This is a genomic window from Plantactinospora sp. BB1 (genome assembly GCF_003030385.1).
Classification (GTDB): domain Bacteria; phylum Actinomycetota; class Actinomycetes; order Mycobacteriales; family Micromonosporaceae; genus Plantactinospora.
Genome location: NZ_CP028159.1, coordinates 4521508 through 4537478, shown reverse-complemented (window position 1 = coordinate 4537478; position 15971 = coordinate 4521508). Strand labels below are relative to the sequence as shown.

Below are 15971 nucleotides of genomic sequence, written 5' to 3'. Positions count from 1 at the left end.
CGTGCCTGACCCGACCGCCCCTCGCGGGGCCGTCCAACGATCCGAACGACACGCTCGGCCGAGGGGGATGTGTGGAACGTATCGCGGTGGTCTACGACGTGGGTGCTGCCACCCCGACCGAGATCCTGGGCAGTCTCGACGGCTTGGCGGAGCCGGTCTTCGTGCTGCCCGACTCCGAGCAGGGCAGTGAACTTGCCGAGCTGATCTCCGACTTCGCCGCGGTGACGACCTTCGACACCGTTCTCGACCACCGGCCGCGCGGCGTGCTCACCTTCAGCGACTACCAGCTGGAACCGGCCGCGAACCTCGCCGAACGACTCGGCGTGCCATTCCACTCCCCGGAGGCCGCGCTCAACATCACCAGGAAGTTCCGGCAGCGGTCGATCCTCAACGAACGCGGGGTGGACCCCACCCCCACCACCCTGCTCACCAGCCTGGCGGCGGCGGACGCAGCCGCCGGCCAGATCCCGTTTCCCGCCGTGCTGAAACCGAACCGGGGGTTCGGTGGGACGAACACCTATCTCGTCGAGTCGACGGAAGAACTGTTGACGCTCGCGGAGAGGCTGTTCGGCGCCGAGGAGGTCGCCCCGGACGACGGGTACGTCGCCGAGGGCCTGATCGCCGGCGTCGATGTCGCGCCTCCCTGGGGAAACTATGTCTCGGTGGAGTCCATGGTTCGGGGCGGCGAGATCAGCCACATCGGGATAACCGGAAAGCTGGCGTTGACGCCTCCCTTCCGGGAACAGGGCAGTTACCTGCCGGCCCGCACGGACGCGTTCGACGCGGACGCCGTACTCGGGCTGACCACGAACGCACTCACCGCACTCGGAGTCGGCGACTCGATCTGTCACACCGAGGTCAAGCTGACTCCGGACGGTCCCCGGGTCATCGAGGTGAACGGCCGCCTCGGCCATCCCATCTACGACCTGTTCAGGCGGGCACACCGCGTCGACCTGATTCGGGTGGCGGCCCAGTTGGCGCTGGGGGAGCGGCCGGCGATCCGGCTCCACCCCAGCCGGGACGTCGTGTACCACTACTTCGGTTTGCCGCCGGTGGGCGCGTGGAAGCTGTCGGAGATCTCCGGGCTCGGGCAGTTGCGTGCGCGCGGCGAGGTGGAGCAGGTGTCGCTGCTCATCAAACCTCCGTCGTCACTCGATTGGCGACGCGGCTTCCAGGAGCGGATCTACACCTGCATCGGTCGTACCGACAACCACGCGGCGCTGGCGGATTTCGCCAGCCGGATCGACGACATCCTCGGCATCCGCTACCTGTAGATCACCGGCTCGCCGCTCGTGCGCGGATCGCTTCTGCCGGGCGGCTCGGCTCCGGGGGAGGAGGCGGCGGCGGACATCGGGTGCCCGCGCCGCCGCTCAGGTGGCGAGGTCCCTGGCCAGGTACCCCGGAAGTCGGAGCAGTGCGAGTGCGACCAGGCCGGCGATGACGGCGGCTCCCGGATAGAGGTACAGCGACAGCCCGGCGCTCGCCGCCACGGCACCGCCCAGCCACCCGCCGACTGCCGCACCGAGGAAGGCGACTCCCCGGGACACTCCGGAGATCCGCCCGATCGCTTCCGCCCCGGCGACCTGCTGCCGCATCGCCCGCCAGCCGACGTTGAACACCGTGGCGCCGCAGGTCTCCAGGGCGAGCGCGCCGATCACCCAGCTGATGTGGGCGGGCTTTGCCATCAGCAGGCAGGCGACCATCGAGAGCAGCAGACCGATCGCGAGCGTGCCGGGATAGCCCAGCCGGCGCTGGAGGCGGGGCAGTGCCGCCACGACCAGCGAGAAGATCGCCGTCCCCGTCATGATCAATCCGACCGTCGGCGCCGGTACGTCGAACCGGTCGCGGAGCTGGAAGATCGCCACGATGTGCAGCGCTCCGACACAGACGTTCGTCGTCGTGCTCAGAAGCATGCCGAGCCGGATCGAGCGGGTCCGGAACGCCAGCCCGATTCCCTCGCCGATCTCGCGGAGCAGGTTGCGGGTCGTCGCCGGGCGCCGGGGCGCCGCCCGGGGCGCCAGTGGCGGCAGCGAGAGGAGCAGCAGCCCGGCGACCAGGAAACTGGCCGCGTCGAAGACGATCGCGCCGACCCCCGGGCCCAGGGTGACCAGCAGGCCGGCGAGGCCGGGCCCGACCACCGCGCAGACGATGCGGCTGACCTCCAGCCGGGAGTTGGCGCTGACCAGCCGCTCCGCCGGGACGATCCGCGGGATGCACGACTCGTACCCGGGCAGCAGGGCGGCGAGCAGACACGCCAGGAGCAGCGCGCTCACGGCGAGCGTCACGGGCCCGGCAGCACCGAAGTGCAGCATGGCCGCCAACACCAGCAGTGCCGCCGTCGCCGCCGCGGAGAGCGTGGCGAGCAGCCGGCGCTGGTCGAAGCGGTCCGCGAGCGCGCCGCCGAGGATGCCCAGGGCGATGTGCGGCACCATCGTCATGCCGAATGCGATCGACATGGCGCCGGCGGAGCGGGTGGTGGCGTACACGATCAGCGGCAGCGCGACGATGAACACCTCGTCGCCGAGCTGGCTGACCGTCTGCGCGGTCCAGAAGCGGATGAAGGTCCGGCCGGAAGGGAGCTTTCGGCCGGACTCTTCGTGAGTCACCACCGCATCGGTCGTCGGCGACATGGTTCCCTCTCCCGGGCAGGGTGCTACAGGCTGAAGTAGTCGACCTTCACCCGGGGGATGTAGTTCGAGATGTCCGAGTAGTACTGCACGATCTGGTCGTGGAACTGGTCGTACGAGTGCTTCAGGTCGTGCAGGTTGTTGACCACGACGTGTGCCTGCCTGCCGGGGATGTCGCCCAGGATCCGCGTGGCCTGACCGATCAGGCTGGCGTGCTCCGCCTGCACGTCGATGCCCATGTGCCGGATGACCGGGTCGACGGAGTCCTCGGGGAAGCCGGCCGCCACCGCCGCGCGGCGCATGCTCGCCGCCCCACCCTCGAAGTCGTCCGCCCGGGCCTCGAAGAGCGAGGTGCAGGCGATGTAGGAGAGGGTGTCCTGGCGGGCGATCTCGCACAGGTTGTTGACCAGTGACCAGGTGCCGATGATCGGGTGCGCGGACCTGACCTGCTCCTCGGGGACGCCCATCTGGACGAGACTGCCCAGCAGCATGCCGGCGTGGTTCCACTCGTCCACGAAGTACTCCGACAGCAGCGGCACCAGGCGCTCGTCCCGGCAGTGGGCGATCGCGGTGCTGATGTGCTTCGGCGCCGACTTGACGTAGTGGTAGGTCTCCAGGATCAGGCCGAGGAAGACCTCCCGCCGCAGGTCGCCGTGCTCAAGGTCGGCGAAGAGGTGGTGGAACCCGATCTGCCGGGCCCACATCTCGCAGCTCGCGTCGATCTGTGCGGCGAACACGTCGCCGGGAATATATTCGGTCGGGGTCTCCCGGCGCAGCAGACCGGCCTCGTGCAACGTGCTCACGATCTGTCGTACGGACGCCTCGTCGACGCCCGACAGTTTGGCGATCTCCGGAATGGTGTGCCGCCCGTCGAGATACCGCTTGACGGTCAGCAGCGCCGTACGGGTCCCCTCTTCCTCGCTGATCTCGAAGTGTTCCCGTCCGACGATCATCAGCATGGGCTGGTCGCTGGAGAGTTCACGGAATGTGCAGTGGCGCAGCCGAGGATAGTCCAACTCGGCCAGCGGGTCGATTATGTCGGGCTGGGGAATGACTGCGGTCATGGCGGTCTCCTTCTTCGTCGGTTCAGCAGGGTCTGCACGGGTCGGTGGGCCGCCGAAAAGCGAGCCCACCGACCCGTCCTGGCCTCAGCCGCAGCGGACGACCGCCGACAGCTTGGACTCCTGCTTGGGAGCCGCGACCTTCTTAAGGGAGATCTTCACCGACATGATGTGACACCTCCTTCTCCTGGACGAAGGGTCGGGGAGGTTCGGGTCCGATTCGGCTGATCCCCGATTGGCGCCGACTGAGGTGAGTCAAGCATGTCAATAGTGGGTAACGCAAGGGCAAATTTTTTGGACGGAGTCGCGCATGATATTGCCGCATTATTAATCCACAATGTGTCCGGGATTTCGTCCGGGAATCACGCCACGCCAGCCGATCTCCACACACGTGGAATCCAGCATGAATTCGGCGCCGACCCCGCATACGAACAGGGGTCGGACACCGTGCCGGGCGCCCTCTCCGGCAGTTCGGGAATCTGTGGCGCACAACGCTTCCGCGCCCGCCGGATTTCTCCGTCCGGGGGCCGGGTGCCAGCCCTGGCTACGCCGTCGGCCGGCCCGGGGCGGAGAGCAGCGCGGCCACCCCGGGCAGCATCCGGGCGGCCGCGTCGCGGTACAACTCGGTCAGGACGTCGTCAGGCAGGTCGAGGCCGTACAGCGGGCCCGGGTCGACCGGGTCCAGCGGGGCGAACGCGTCGTCGTCGGTCTCCAGCACCCGGAACTGTTCCCGGTAGGTACCGGCGTCCTGGGCGCGGTCGCCGCCGAAGAGCACCCGACCGGCGAACTCCCGGAGGAAGCGCGCGGCGTGCCGCGGCTGCCGGGCCAGGACCCGGTGCCGGGCGCCGAGCTCCACGTACAGGTTGGGATGCCGGCGCAGCGACGCGGCCAGCACGTCGAGCCGTTCGCCGTACCCGTCGAGGTGGGCGGCGACGAGGCGCAGCCGGGGGAACCGGGTCAACACCCGGTCCCGCCGGGCGTGGACCTCCTGCTGGGACAGTCCGCCGGGGCGGCGGCGCGACCACGGCGCCCGGTACAGCCGCCGCAGCGCCTCGTTCCGGGCGTCCCACGGCCGGTACGTGGCGATGTCGTCGCCGCAGTGCACGATCACCGGTACGCCCAGCTCGGCCGCCGCCGCCCAGAACGGGTCCAGCCGCGGGTCGTCGAGGTGGATCGGGTCCGCTGGCACCGGACCCACCCCGTGGTCGTCGACCCCGAAGCCCTTGTCGTGTGCCTCGTTCACCAGGACCGCGCCGTGCCGCGTCACGTCCTCGTGGAGCCGTTCCGCGAGCAGGGCACCGCCGTTCGTCCGCCGGACCAGGGACCAGTCGACGGTGGCCGCGGCGAGGAACCGGCCCGGCGCCGCGGCGACGAATCGGCTCGCGGTATCCGCCGTGGTGTCCCCGCGATCGGCGAAGCCGCCGGTGATCGCGACGGCGACGTTGACCGAGTTCATCAGGCGGACCCGCTCGGCCGCGTCCGCGTCGCCGAGCCCGAGGTGCGCGTGCACGTCGACCACCGGGAACCGGGCCGCCACCGGCTCGGAGCCGGGCACCTCCAGCAGCGGTTCGGGCCGGTAGTCGAAGATCGACACCTCCGGCGGCGGGTCGAAGACCATGAGCCAGGCCCGCCCGTCGCCGGGAATCTCGATCTCCACCGAGCCGTCCTGCCAGCTCAGATGGCGCTTGCGCACCAGATCGGTCAGGCGCGTGTGCCGGTAGCCGGGCGCCTCCAGGGTGGCTGTGGCGCCGGCCTCGCCGTAGACCGAGACGAGCCGGCTGTGCTCGTCGTACGGCTGCGTCTCGACCCGGCATCCGGCCGCCCGGAACACCGGCTTCTCCACGCTCATACCGGCACCACCGGCCCCTCGGACATCCGGACTCGCAGCAGGTGGCGCTCCGGATCCGCGAAGTGCTCCCGGGCGTGCACGGTCCGGTGGTTGTCGACGAGGAGCACCTCGTCGGCGGCGAGTCGGATCCGGGTGCGGTGGCTGTCCGCGCCGAGCCGCCGGGCGAACGCGTCGACCGCCTCCGTCACCGGGTGGGTCGGACCCAGCCCGGCCCGCCGCAACCCCTCGGCGATCAGGTCCTCGCGGTACCGCACCAGCGGCTGGCCGGGACCGCCGAGCACCCGGACCGGCAGCAGCGTCCGGCCGTTCCACAACGGAACGTCGGTGCCGCGCAGCAACTCCACCGCCGCCCGGGCACCGGGTTCGGCCGCCATCGCCTCGACCACCCGGCGCGCGTCGACCAGGACACTCGCCCCGCCGTCGCTGGCCGGCCGGACGCACCACAGCCCGAACCAGCGCTCGGGAGCGGGCGCGAACGTGGCGTCGGTGTGCAGGCACGCCTCGCCGGACGAGATGGAGACGTTCGCGGCCTGCTGTGCCGCCGGCAGGTCCGGCCGGGGCCGGACGTCCCACACCAGCAGGTTGGTGGTCTCGCCCACCGGGCTGGGCCGGCCGAGGAGCGCGCTCACCGCGACGACCGCCGCGTCCCGCTGGACGTCGGGGAAGGCGGCGAGCCCGGGTACCCCGACGACCGCGTAACCGTCGTCGACGAGGCGCTGGCGTATCCGGCGTACCGCGGCCGGCAGGCCGGGCACCTGCGCCAGCGCCGCGCGAGCCAGCCTTTCCTGCACGTCGGGACGGTGCAGGCGCCTGCCGCCGACCTCCGGCCACCCGGCCACCGCGTCCACGAGCGACTGTAGCGACAGGGAAAGTCCCTGCGTGACCGTCATGATCTGCTCCTCGCTGCGGGTGCGGCGTTCGGTATGTCGGTCGGTGGGTGCCGCGCCGTGCCGCACCCGGCCAGGCGGCGCGGCGGTCAGACCAGGAAGTCGCCCGGCCAGCCGCCGATCGGATCCCGGGCAAAGCCGACCAGGGTGCCGACCACCCCGTCGACGTCGCACGGCAGGCAGGTGTAGCCGTACTGGGCCAGCGGCGGCTCGCCGAGGTCGCCGCTGAGCCGGTACACCGCGGAGGGGTGCGGTGGCGCCGAGGCGTCGGCCGCCGACCCGTCCAGGGCGGGCCCGTGGAGGTCGCCGACCCGGACGCCGCCGAGCCGGGTGCAGCTCTCCGGGTGGTCGTGCCGCCGCAGCACCTCGGCGGTGCGGCGCAGCCGGGCCGGGTCGGTGCCGACCAGGACGACGCAGTCGCCGGTGGCGGCCAGCACCCGGGCGGTCGTGACGGCGCGCACCTTCGCCACCGTGGCTACCCGGCCGGTGAGTACCACCAGGTCGTCCGGGCCGCAGCCGGCCACCGCCGCGCTGGCCGGCTCGTCGCCGGCGGTCAGGCCGGGCAGCTCCAGCAGCTCGGCGACGGTCGCGGTACAGCGCCGCAGCACCGTCCGGTCGACGTCGTGGCCGTGCACCCGCACCGGCCGGCCGCAGAGTGCGAACGGCAGGGCCCGGCGGATGACGTGCACCGCGTGGCCGTGCCGGGGCAGCAGGGCGACCACCGTACCGTCGCCGGACCAGGCGGCGCCGGGGAGCGCTCCGGCGTCCGGCGCCGCCCCGGCGAGTGCGCGTCGGGCCGCCCAGCTCAGGGTCAGTGCCAGTTCCCGGGCGAGCACCGAGTCCCATGCCCCGGCCGGGATCCGTGGGTCGCGAAGCCCGGCCGCCGCCCCGGCGGGCACCCCGTCCCGCACCAGCGCGCGCAGCCGGCGGAGTGCGGCCGGGACCGGGCGGTGGCGTAGCGCCACCGCCCGGCCCACCTCGAAGCCCTCCGGCGACCGGTCAGGCGGTGACATGCCAACCGACGCGCTGGAGTACGGCCGCGTCACCATGCCGGTAGTGGCACCGTATCCCGTCGAGGAAGCTCCACGTCAGCTGCGGGACGAGCGCCGCGGCGGCGACCGTCTCGGCGTCGACGGTGTGCCGCTCGGCGAGCAGGCGCAGCAGCGTACGGGTATCGTCGCCGTGCCCCAGCCGGGTGTCCTCGTCGTCGTGCCGGCGCATGGCCGACACCAGCCGCTCGCTCTCCGGCAGCTCCCGGGCCATCGTCTGGTAGAACCGCTCGTGCCGCTCGTGCACGCCGTTGTCGCCGGCGGAGAGCGACAGTTGCAGGTACGCCAGCGCCAGCACGTACGCCTTCCAGTTGCGCTGACCCAGTTCCCGCAGCGTGCCGATGAACGCCACCGTCGTCGGCAGCGGTCGGGCCGAGGCCACCGGCAGCGTGGCGTACCGGCCGCCCTGGGCCGCGTCGATGCCCCGCCGGAACATCTTGCCGTGGTTGAACTCCTCGATGAGGTGCTGCACCAGCTCGTTGCGGATCAGCGGGTCGGGGCAGGTGGAGATCGCGGCCCCTGCGTGCTGCCAGATGCCGGAGACGTAGTGGTAGTTCTCCGCCATCCACCCGTAGACCAGGGGGTACGTGGGCCGCTCGGTCAGCTCACGCCACAGCTCGTGTCCATCGATGGCGCCGAGCCAGCTCTCCACCAGCTTCTCCAGGTCCAGCGCGGACCCGTTGCCGATCCAGCCGTTGCCGGCCCGACTGACGAAGTCGCGGGCCGCCACGGCCGGCGTGGTGCCGGATTCCGTGGTGCCGGGCTCCGTGGTCGTACCGCCCGGCCGGTCCGCCGCCTTCCCGCCGAAGGCGTACGCCAGCGCCAGCGACTGCCGCACCCCTGCGGCGCTGCTCTGCGGCCCGTGGGCGAAGGACTGGTACACCTCGGCGGGCCAGACCGGTAGGCCGTCCACCTCGCCGGCGTACACCCGGACGGTGGCGTCGGCGGGGAGGGTGAGGGCGGGCAGCGCGGCGACGACGTCGCCGGAGAGGCCGGTCTCGAACGTGTCCAGCCACCGCACGATCATCTCGGCGACCAGGGTGACGGAGTTGAGCCAGTCGGCGAGTTCCTCGACCGGGACGACCTTCGCCGCGTGCAGCGCCTTGCGCCAGTTCGACCCGTGGCCGAGACCGAGGTCCGTCTCCACGTGCTCGAAGATCGCGCGTACGGCCTCGTCGCTGAGCAGTCCCTCCGCGACGAGCATCTGGTGCCAGCCGGTGACCGCCGCGTTGTCCCCGGCGGTGTATTCCAGCAGCCCCGAGCAGATCCCGGCCGCCAACGGGCTGTATGCCGCCACCGTGCGCATCAGGTGGACCCACTCGACGGTCACCGGCGACGGCCGGGCTTCCCGCAGCAGTTCGCGGGGCACGCCGAGCGCGGCGAGCCCGTTCTCGAAGTACGTGTCGTGGTTGGCCTCCTCGACCACGTGGTGCGCCTGGAGCCGCACGAGGTCGCTCGGGCGCAGCGCGTCGGTGACGCCGCTGGCCATCCGGAACGGCGCCGCGGCCAGGTAGTGCCGCGACTCGATCAGGTACGCGAAGAGCGCGTGCCGGGCGGCGCCGTCGCGGAAGCGCTGCCAGACGGGGTGCCCGTAGACATACTCCAGACACGCCTGGTATTGAGCTTCGACGATGGGCTCGACCTCGGCGGCAGGCAGGCAACGGTCGGCCGGACCGAGCCCGAGTGGCCGGGCGGCCCGGGCGAACACCTCGGTGGACGCCTGAGCCAGCGACAACTCGACCCGGTCGAGCAGCAGCACGCGAGACTCGCTCCGAGCGCGTCCGGCGGCGAGGAAGGGCACGGTTCGACGAAGGCGGCTCATGGCATCCTCCAACTAGTGCGTGTGGTCGGTGGTGTGCTCATCGGGTGGGACGACCGGGGCCGCGGACCACGGCCCCGGCCGTCGGGCGGTGGTTACTCCACCACCGCGGCGCGCAGGGCGGCCGCCGCCTCCTCGGCGCGCTCGGCAACCTCGGCGAGCTCCTGGAGCTCCTCAACGGTGAGCTGCTGGTCCATGTCGTACACCTCCTTCGAATTCGATGGGGGTCTGGATGACTCAGTGAACGGGATTCTTCACCCCGGGCCACCGGTGTTGTCAATATTGACCGCAAAAGATTCCGGCGGGCAAGAGAAAAGCGTGAGGAGACGGTGTGACGAACTTCACTTGACGGGCCGTTTATGATCGACGACGTTCGTTGAACAATGGCCTGGTCCGGCCGAATGAGCTATCTGGGTTGGGAGTTGTCAGGTGCAATTACAGGGCACGAAGAGTTGGCGCTTCCGGCTGCTTTGGTCGGGCCAGAGTGTGTCGGTGATCGGCGACGGCGCCGCAGCGCTCGCGATCCCGTTGTTGGTGCTGACCGTGACCGGTTCGGCGGTCGCCACCGCGCTGGCCGCAGCGGCACGCACCATCGCCTACCTGCTGTTCGGCCTCACCGCGGGCACCTTCGTGGATCGCTGGGACGTGCGGCGTACGATGATTTTCTGTGATGTCGTCCGAGCCGTCACCTTCCTTGTTCTGCCGATTGTCGCCACATTCAACGGCGGTATATGGATAGTTCCGCTGGCCGTTGCCGCCGCCTCGGCCGGCATATTCTTCGAAACCGCGCTCGCGGTCGCGGTGCAGGACAGTATCGCGCCGGAGCAGCTGACCGGAGCGAACGCGAAACTGGAATTCAGCAATCAGGTCGGGCTGCTGCTGGGGCCGGCCTCAATCGGCGTGGCGATCGCCACCATCGGTGTCGAAAAATGCCTCTGGCTGAATGCCGCGACGTTTGCGGTGTCCGTGGTGACCCTGGTTCCGCTGCGATTCCGGGACCGCCCGCCGGGGGAGCGGGAGACCGGCCGGCTCGGTGAGCGGCTGGCCGGGATCTGGCGGGAGACCAGGGCCGGTCTGCGCTACATCTGGGCCAACTCCCTCCTGGTCCGGCTGGTGTCGCTGCAAGCGGTGATCAACTTCGTGATCGCCGCCGAGACGCTGGTGGTCTTCCACGCCGACCGGGGGCTGCACGCCACGTCGATCTGGACCGGCGTGGTACTCGCGGCCGCCGGCCTGGGCGGCATCGTGGCCACCGGGCTCGCCGCCTGGTTCGCCGACCGCTTCTCCGCGCAGGCCCTGATCGCCTGGTCGGTGATCGCGCTGGGTGGTTCCCTGCTCGCGCTGGCGGGCTCGGCCAACCCGCTCCAGTTGGCGATCTCGAACGGGCTCCTCGGTGCGCTGTCGGTCTTCGCCTCGGTGCACATCCGCACGCTCCGGCAGCGCATCGTGCCGCGCGAGGTGCTGGGCCGGGTCACCGCGACCGCGCGGACGCTGGCCTTCGCCGCCAACCCGGTCGGTGCGGCGCTGTTCGGGTTGGTCGCGCAGGCGGCCGGCGGCAACGCCCGGTGGAGTTTCCTCGCCGCGACGGTGTTGAGCGTGGCGAGCGCGGCGGTGGCGTACCGAGGACTCCTCCGGCCGGCTCGTGAGTCCGCCGTCTCGCCGGTGCCCGGCGACGGCGAGTGATCGTGAGCGAGGCGGTTGGTCGAGAGTGTCCAGACGATCTGCATCGTTCCTCCTCAGCGCGCCTGACCCGCCGGACTACCTGCTCGGGATGCGACCGGGGCGACGGTATGCGCCCCGGTTATGCCGCTGATTTGCCGGCGATTTCCCGCCCGCCGTCGACCGTCCTTTAGTGATGCAGATCACACTACGATCAGTAGTGGGGCTCCGGGGGCGCGGGTGCGGCGGTGGGCGGTCGGGCACCCGGGCCCGCCTGGGGATGCCCGCGTAGTGACTCGGCGTCACCGGCTCGGCCTTTCCGGGTGGCGCAGTGTTGCCGACGGCTCTCGCAGCGTGCAACTATCGGTCCCGGCCAATGGCGGCACAGAGCCGAGAGTTGTAGCGATCGGCGGTGCTGCAGACGTGCCGCTTCGACGCGTACGGCAGCCGGACCCGGGTGAGGGTCTCACCGTTGTCTGGTCCTGCTGTCCGCGACTCCCGGTCCACAGTCGCCATTGGTACCGACAGCGGGGCGCAACGGGGGGATTTGCCAACCATGGGTCAGTCTGTCCAATTTCGAATACTCGGTCCTCTGGAAGTGGCCGTCGGCGGCAGACAGATCGCCGTCCCGCTCGGCCGGCAGCAGATCACCATGGCGATGCTGCTGCTTCACCCAGGCCAGGTGACCCCCGCCGACCGGATCGCCGAGGCGGTGTGGGAGGACCGGATGCCGGCCACCCCGGCGAACCAGATCGCGATCTGCATCCACGCGCTCCGCCGCAAGTTCAGCGCGGCCGGCGCCGACGAAAAGATCATCACCACTCGGGCCCCGGGCTACCTGCTGCGGCCGGCGCCCGGCAGCATCGACACCCACGTGGTGGAGGAGCATGCCGCCGCCGCCCGGAAAGCGCTCGCCGACGGTGCCGTGGAGGTGGCGGCGGAGCGCCTCCGGGCCGCACTCGCCGTCTGGCGTGGCCGCTGTCTGGCCGGCATCACCAGCCGCGTCCTCCAACCCGAGATCATCAAGTGGGAGGAGCGCCGGCTCGCGCTGACCGAGGAGTACTTCCAGGCGGAGTTGCAGCTCGGGCACCACGTCGACATCATCAGCCAGCTCCAGGCGTTCGTCGCCGAGCACCCGCTCCGGGAGAAGGCGCGGGTCCGGCTGATGGTCGCGCTGTACCGGGCCGGGCGGCAGGCCGACGCGCTGAACGCATTCCACGACGCCCGCCGGGTGCTCAAGGACGAACTGGGGCTGGACCCGGGTGCGGCACTCCAGGCGACGCACCGGGCGATCCTGCGCGGCGAGCTGTCGCCACCGGCCGGTGGACCGGGCCCGGAGATGGCCGATGAGGCACCGGAGCCGGCCAGGTCCGCGTCGGCGGCGGGGCGGACCGGTGGGGTGCGCGACCCCGCCGCCGGGACCGGTGCCGGCGCGGCGACGCACCAAGTACCGACGGCGGGCGAGCACGCCGACGACCTCCCGGCCGGAGGCGGCGAACCCGTCCGGCGACCCGCGCCGGCTGCTCCGGACCTCGCCCCCGGCGGCGGTCCGGAGGCGCTCCCCGGCGGCGTCGAACCGGGCCGGTTGCTGGGTCCCGTCGCGATCCCGGACGTCCGCCCCGGATCCGCCGAACCGGTACGCCCGGAGACGGCCAGGGCCGGCCGGCACCCGGACATCCGGCCCCGGATGCTGCCCGCGGACATCGCCGACCTGACCGGCCGGCACGGCGAGGCGGAGGAGCTGGAACGGGCACTGACCCCCGACGACCGCGCGGTCCTGCCCATCGCGCTCGTCGCCGGCCGGGGCGGCGTCGGCAAGACGACGATCGCGATCCACGTGGCGCACCGGCTGAGCCCGGTCTTCCCCGACGGGCAGCTCTACGTCGACCTGCGCGGCGCCCACCAGCCCGCCGCCGACCCGCTGGAGGTGATCACCCGGTTCCTCCGGGAGTTGGGCGCCGACACCTCGACGATCCCGGACGGACTGGAAGCGCGGGCCGCGCTCTACCGGAGCCTGCTCGCCGACCGGCGAGTGCTGCTGGTGCTCGACAACGCCGCGGACGAACGGCAGATCGAGCCGCTGCTGCCCGGCTCGCCGGGTTGCGCCGTCCTGATCACCAGCCGGTACCGTCTCACCTGCCTGGCCGGGGTGCGCCTGGTCGACCTGGCGGCGTTGGAGAGCGATCAGGCGATCCAGCTGCTGACCTGGATCGTGGGCGCGTCCCGGGTCGAGGTCGAGCCCCGGGCGGCCGAGGACCTCGCCCGATTCTGCGGCGGGCTGCCACTGGCGGTACGGGTGATCGGCGCCCGCCTGGCGGCGAAGCCGCACTGGTCCCTGGCGCAGATGGTCACCCGGCTGGCCGACGAGAGCCGGCGACTCGACGAGCTGGCGCACGGTTCGCTGGAGGTACGGGCCAGCCTGGCCCTGTCCTACCAGGCACTCGAACCGGCGGCGCGGCTGCTCTTCCGCCGGCTCGCCCTGCTCGACGTCGTGGACTTCGCGGCGTGGGTCGCCGCGCCGCTGCTGGAGTCGAGCATGCAGGAGGCGGAGGACCTGCTCGAACGGCTGGTCGACGCCCGCCTCGTCGACGTCTTCTGCCGGGACGCCACCGGCAACCTCCGGTACGGCTTCCACGACCTGGTCCGGCTCTACGCCCGGGAGCGCGTCGAGGAGGCGGAGTCCGCCGAGGAACGGACCGCGGCGGTCGGGCGGGTGTGCAGCGCGCTGCTGCACCTGACCGAGCAGGCGCATCGGCGGGTCTACGGCGGCGACTACGTCGTCGTGCACGGGCCGGCGCCGCGCTGGCGGCTGGACGAGCGGACGGTGCAGCGCCTCACCGAGGCCCCGTTGGCCTGGTACGACGCCGAGCGCCGGACGATCGTCTCCGCGGTCCGGCAGACGGCAGCGGCCGGGATGTCGGCGCTCTGCTGGGACCTCGCCGGCACCGCCCTGTCGATGTTCGGCGTGCGTAGCCACTACGACGAGTGGCGCGAGACGCACGAGGTCTCGCTCTTCGCGGCCCGCGCCGCCAACGACCGCTGCGGCGAGGCGGTACTCCTCACCGGGCTCGGCGACCTGTACGTGGTCCAGCAGCGCTACGAGCAGGCCGCCGAACGTCTCGGCGGCGCGCTGGAGATCTTCGACGAGATCGGCAACTGGCACGGGTACGGGCTCGCGCTGCGCAAGGTCGCGTACATCGACAGCGTCTACGGCCGTACCGACGAGGCCCTGCGCCGGTACGAGACGGCGTGCCGGCTGCTCCGCGAGGCCGGCGACCGGGGCGCGCAGGCGCACGTGCTGCGCTGGACCAGTCAGATATACCTGGAGCGGGGCCAGCCGGAACGGGCTCGCCCGTACATGGAGGAGGCGCTCGCCGTCGCCGAGGGGAGCAACGGCCGGGCGCGGGCACAGTCGCTCTACCTCTTCGGTGAACTGCACCTGGCAACGGGTGACCTGGAGACCGCGGACAAGACCTTCGACGAGGTACTGGCGCTGGTGCACCAGATCGGCGACCCGCGCGGACAGGCACACGCGCTGTACGGCAAGGGCCGGGTGAGCCTCAAGTTGGGCTTCTACCGGATCGCCGACAGCACGTTCCGGCAGGCGCTCGCGATCGCCCGGGAGGTGCCGGACCGGCTGGTCGAGGTGCAGACCCTGATCGCCCTGGGCGAGCTGCACACGATGAAGGGGGAGACCACCAGGGCGATCGGGCTGCTCACCGACGCGGTACGGGCCGCGCAGGAGATCCACTCGCTGGTCTGGTTGGCCCGGGGCCTCACCGCGCTCGCCGAGGTGCACTTCTCGGCCGGCGCGGAGTCGCTGGCCGAGCAGTGTCTGGCCGAGGCGGCTCGGCTCCGGGCGGAGTTCGGGGTCACCCGTGCCCGCACCGGGCCGCCGGCGGGCCGGGCACCGCTACGGATGGTCGTCGCCGGCCGGTCCGCCGGCAACGTGTCGTAGCGACGCCGGCTGCCGGCCGGCCCGGAACGCGCCGGGCGGCAGCGCCCGGTGGATGCCCGGCCGGCCGGGGCGTGCCGGGCGGGTACGCCGTCGCCGGGGCCGGTGTGGAGCCGCGGCGGCGCCCTGCCGAGGCGACGAAATCGACGGCAAATCGGCGCCGGTTAGCGTCCGGTGGAGCGGTGGCTCGACCGGGGCGATCGCGCCCTCACGGGAGGTGTTGGCATGGCACCGTCGGTTGTGGCGGACAAGCCGGCGACCGCCGGTGTCCTGGCCCCGACGATCCGGCTGATGCCGAGGCTGCACGGCCGCACCGGGCCGGAACAGGTGGCGATCGCCGAGCCGCTCGTCGTCACCGACGTCGCCGGCTGGCTACCCGCGGTGGGTCTGGTCGCCGGCGCCGGCCTGGAGCGGCTGCTCTCCGGCAAGGTACGTACGCTGCGGGTCCCCCTGCACGTGTCGGCGGTGCTGACCTGGAAGGCGTACACCTACTGGCTGACCCTGCCCGCGGTGGCCGGTTACCTGTCGTCGCGGCGGGTGCCGGTGCTCTCCGCCGGCAACATGCTGGTCCGGGTGTCGCGCCGGGAGCCGTGGGTCGTCCTCGGCATGCGCAACCCGCTGGTGACCGTGCTCGCCACGGACCCGAGCGCCGGTGCCGGGGCGACGAGGGTGGTACCCGACGAGGCGGTGCTGCTGCGCACCATGCGGGAGGCGATCGTCGAACGGCACCTGCGCCCGCTGGCGCTGGCCGTCTGCGACCTCACCCGGATCGGCGAGCGGCCGCTCCGGGGTGGCCTGGCGAACGCGGTGGCCCGGCACGTGCAGCGCGCGCCCGGCCTTGCCGGTGAGGAGGCGCTCGCCACCGCCGGCACGCTGCTGCGCGCCCTCGGGGTGGAGGACCTGGTCCGGCTGGACCTGACCGGGACCGGCGCGCTGCGGGTACGCCGACGGACCTGCTGCATGGCGTTCACCGTGTCCGGGCTGGATCCGTGTGAGAGCTGCGCGTTGCGCTGGTCGCGGAGCGTCCAGCGGCCGCTCGACAGCCTGGGCGGATAGCCGCGGCCC

Annotated in this window: 10 protein-coding genes; 4 read left to right on the top strand and 6 right to left on the bottom strand. The window is 71.9% G+C overall.

Going from position 1 to position 15971, the window contains the following annotated elements; all coding sequences use genetic code 11:
* Nucleotides 1-71 precede the first annotated feature (71 nt).
* Nucleotides 72-1274, top strand: coding sequence for an acetyl-CoA carboxylase biotin carboxylase subunit family protein (locus C6W10_RS19880; RefSeq protein WP_107259449.1), 1203 nt, complete (start codon nt 72-74; stop codon nt 1272-1274).
* A gap of 96 nt (nt 1275-1370) precedes the next feature.
* Here the strand turns inward: C6W10_RS19880 and C6W10_RS19875 are convergent, their stop codons facing one another.
* From C6W10_RS19875 to C6W10_RS19845, 6 genes are all read right to left on the bottom strand, one after another.
* The gene (locus tag C6W10_RS19875) at nt 1371-2606 is read right to left on the bottom strand and encodes an MFS transporter (RefSeq protein ID WP_159104667.1); all 1236 of its coding nucleotides are present in this window, start codon (nt 2604-2606) and stop codon (nt 1371-1373) included.
* Nucleotides 2607-2653: 47 nt separating this feature from the next.
* Nucleotides 2654-3691: a helix-turn-helix domain-containing protein gene (locus C6W10_RS19870; RefSeq protein WP_107259445.1), complete on the bottom strand. Its 1038-nt coding sequence runs from the start codon at nt 3689-3691 to the stop codon at nt 2654-2656.
* Between the two features lie 541 nt (nt 3692-4232).
* Nucleotides 4233-5537 (bottom strand): amidohydrolase family protein, encoded by a 1305-nt coding sequence (locus C6W10_RS19860; RefSeq protein WP_107259441.1) that lies wholly within the window; start codon nt 5535-5537, stop codon nt 4233-4235.
* Nucleotides 5534-6427: a TauD/TfdA family dioxygenase gene (locus C6W10_RS19855; RefSeq protein WP_159104666.1), complete on the bottom strand. Its 894-nt coding sequence runs from the start codon at nt 6425-6427 to the stop codon at nt 5534-5536. Before C6W10_RS19855 ends, C6W10_RS19860 begins: the two co-directional genes overlap by 4 nt.
* Nucleotides 6428-6513: 86 nt before the next feature.
* A complete protein-coding gene (locus C6W10_RS19850; RefSeq protein ID WP_107259437.1) occupies nt 6514-7437 on the bottom strand; it encodes a hypothetical protein in 924 nt (307 codons plus the stop codon).
* Entirely contained in the window at nt 7424-9232 is a 1809-nt protein-coding gene (locus tag C6W10_RS19845) for a hypothetical protein (RefSeq protein WP_159104665.1), read from the bottom strand. The genes C6W10_RS19850 and C6W10_RS19845 overlap by 14 nt, the downstream gene beginning before the upstream one ends.
* Nucleotides 9233-9721: 489 nt before the next feature.
* Here C6W10_RS19845 and C6W10_RS19840 point away from each other — a divergent pair, with 489 nt between their 5' ends.
* From C6W10_RS19840 to C6W10_RS19830, 3 genes are all read left to right on the top strand, one after another.
* On the top strand, nt 9722-10975 hold the full coding sequence (locus C6W10_RS19840; RefSeq protein WP_159079133.1) for an MFS transporter: 1254 nt from the start codon (nt 9722-9724) through the stop codon (nt 10973-10975).
* A gap of 574 nt (nt 10976-11549) precedes the next feature.
* Nucleotides 11550-14909, top strand: coding sequence for a BTAD domain-containing putative transcriptional regulator (locus C6W10_RS19835; protein ID WP_159104663.1), 3360 nt, complete (start codon nt 11550-11552; stop codon nt 14907-14909).
* A gap of 222 nt (nt 14910-15131) precedes the next feature.
* Nucleotides 15132-15962 carry a ferric iron reductase gene (locus C6W10_RS19830; RefSeq protein ID WP_107259430.1) on the top strand — a complete coding sequence of 277 codons (831 nt, stop codon included), beginning with the start codon at nt 15132-15134 and terminating at the stop codon, nt 15960-15962.
* Nucleotides 15963-15971: the final 9 nt, after the last annotated feature.

What these genes read in the sequence shown, in the direction of transcription:
- C6W10_RS19870 (WP_107259445.1), bottom strand. Translation starts at nt 3,691, where the DNA reads ATGACCGCAGTCATTCCCCAGCCCGACATAATCGACCCGCTGGCCGAG.
- C6W10_RS19860 (WP_107259441.1), bottom strand. Translation starts at nt 5,537, where the DNA reads ATGAGCGTGGAGAAGCCGGTGTTCCGGGCGGCCGGATGCCGGGTCGAG.
- C6W10_RS19855 (WP_159104666.1), bottom strand. Translation starts at nt 6,427, where the DNA reads ATGACGGTCACGCAGGGACTTTCCCTGTCGCTACAGTCGCTCGTGGAC.
- C6W10_RS19850 (WP_107259437.1), bottom strand. Translation starts at nt 7,437, where the DNA reads ATGTCACCGCCTGACCGGTCGCCGGAGGGCTTCGAGGTGGGCCGGGCG.
- C6W10_RS19830 (WP_107259430.1), top strand. Translation starts at nt 15,132, where the DNA reads ATGGCACCGTCGGTTGTGGCGGACAAGCCGGCGACCGCCGGTGTCCTG.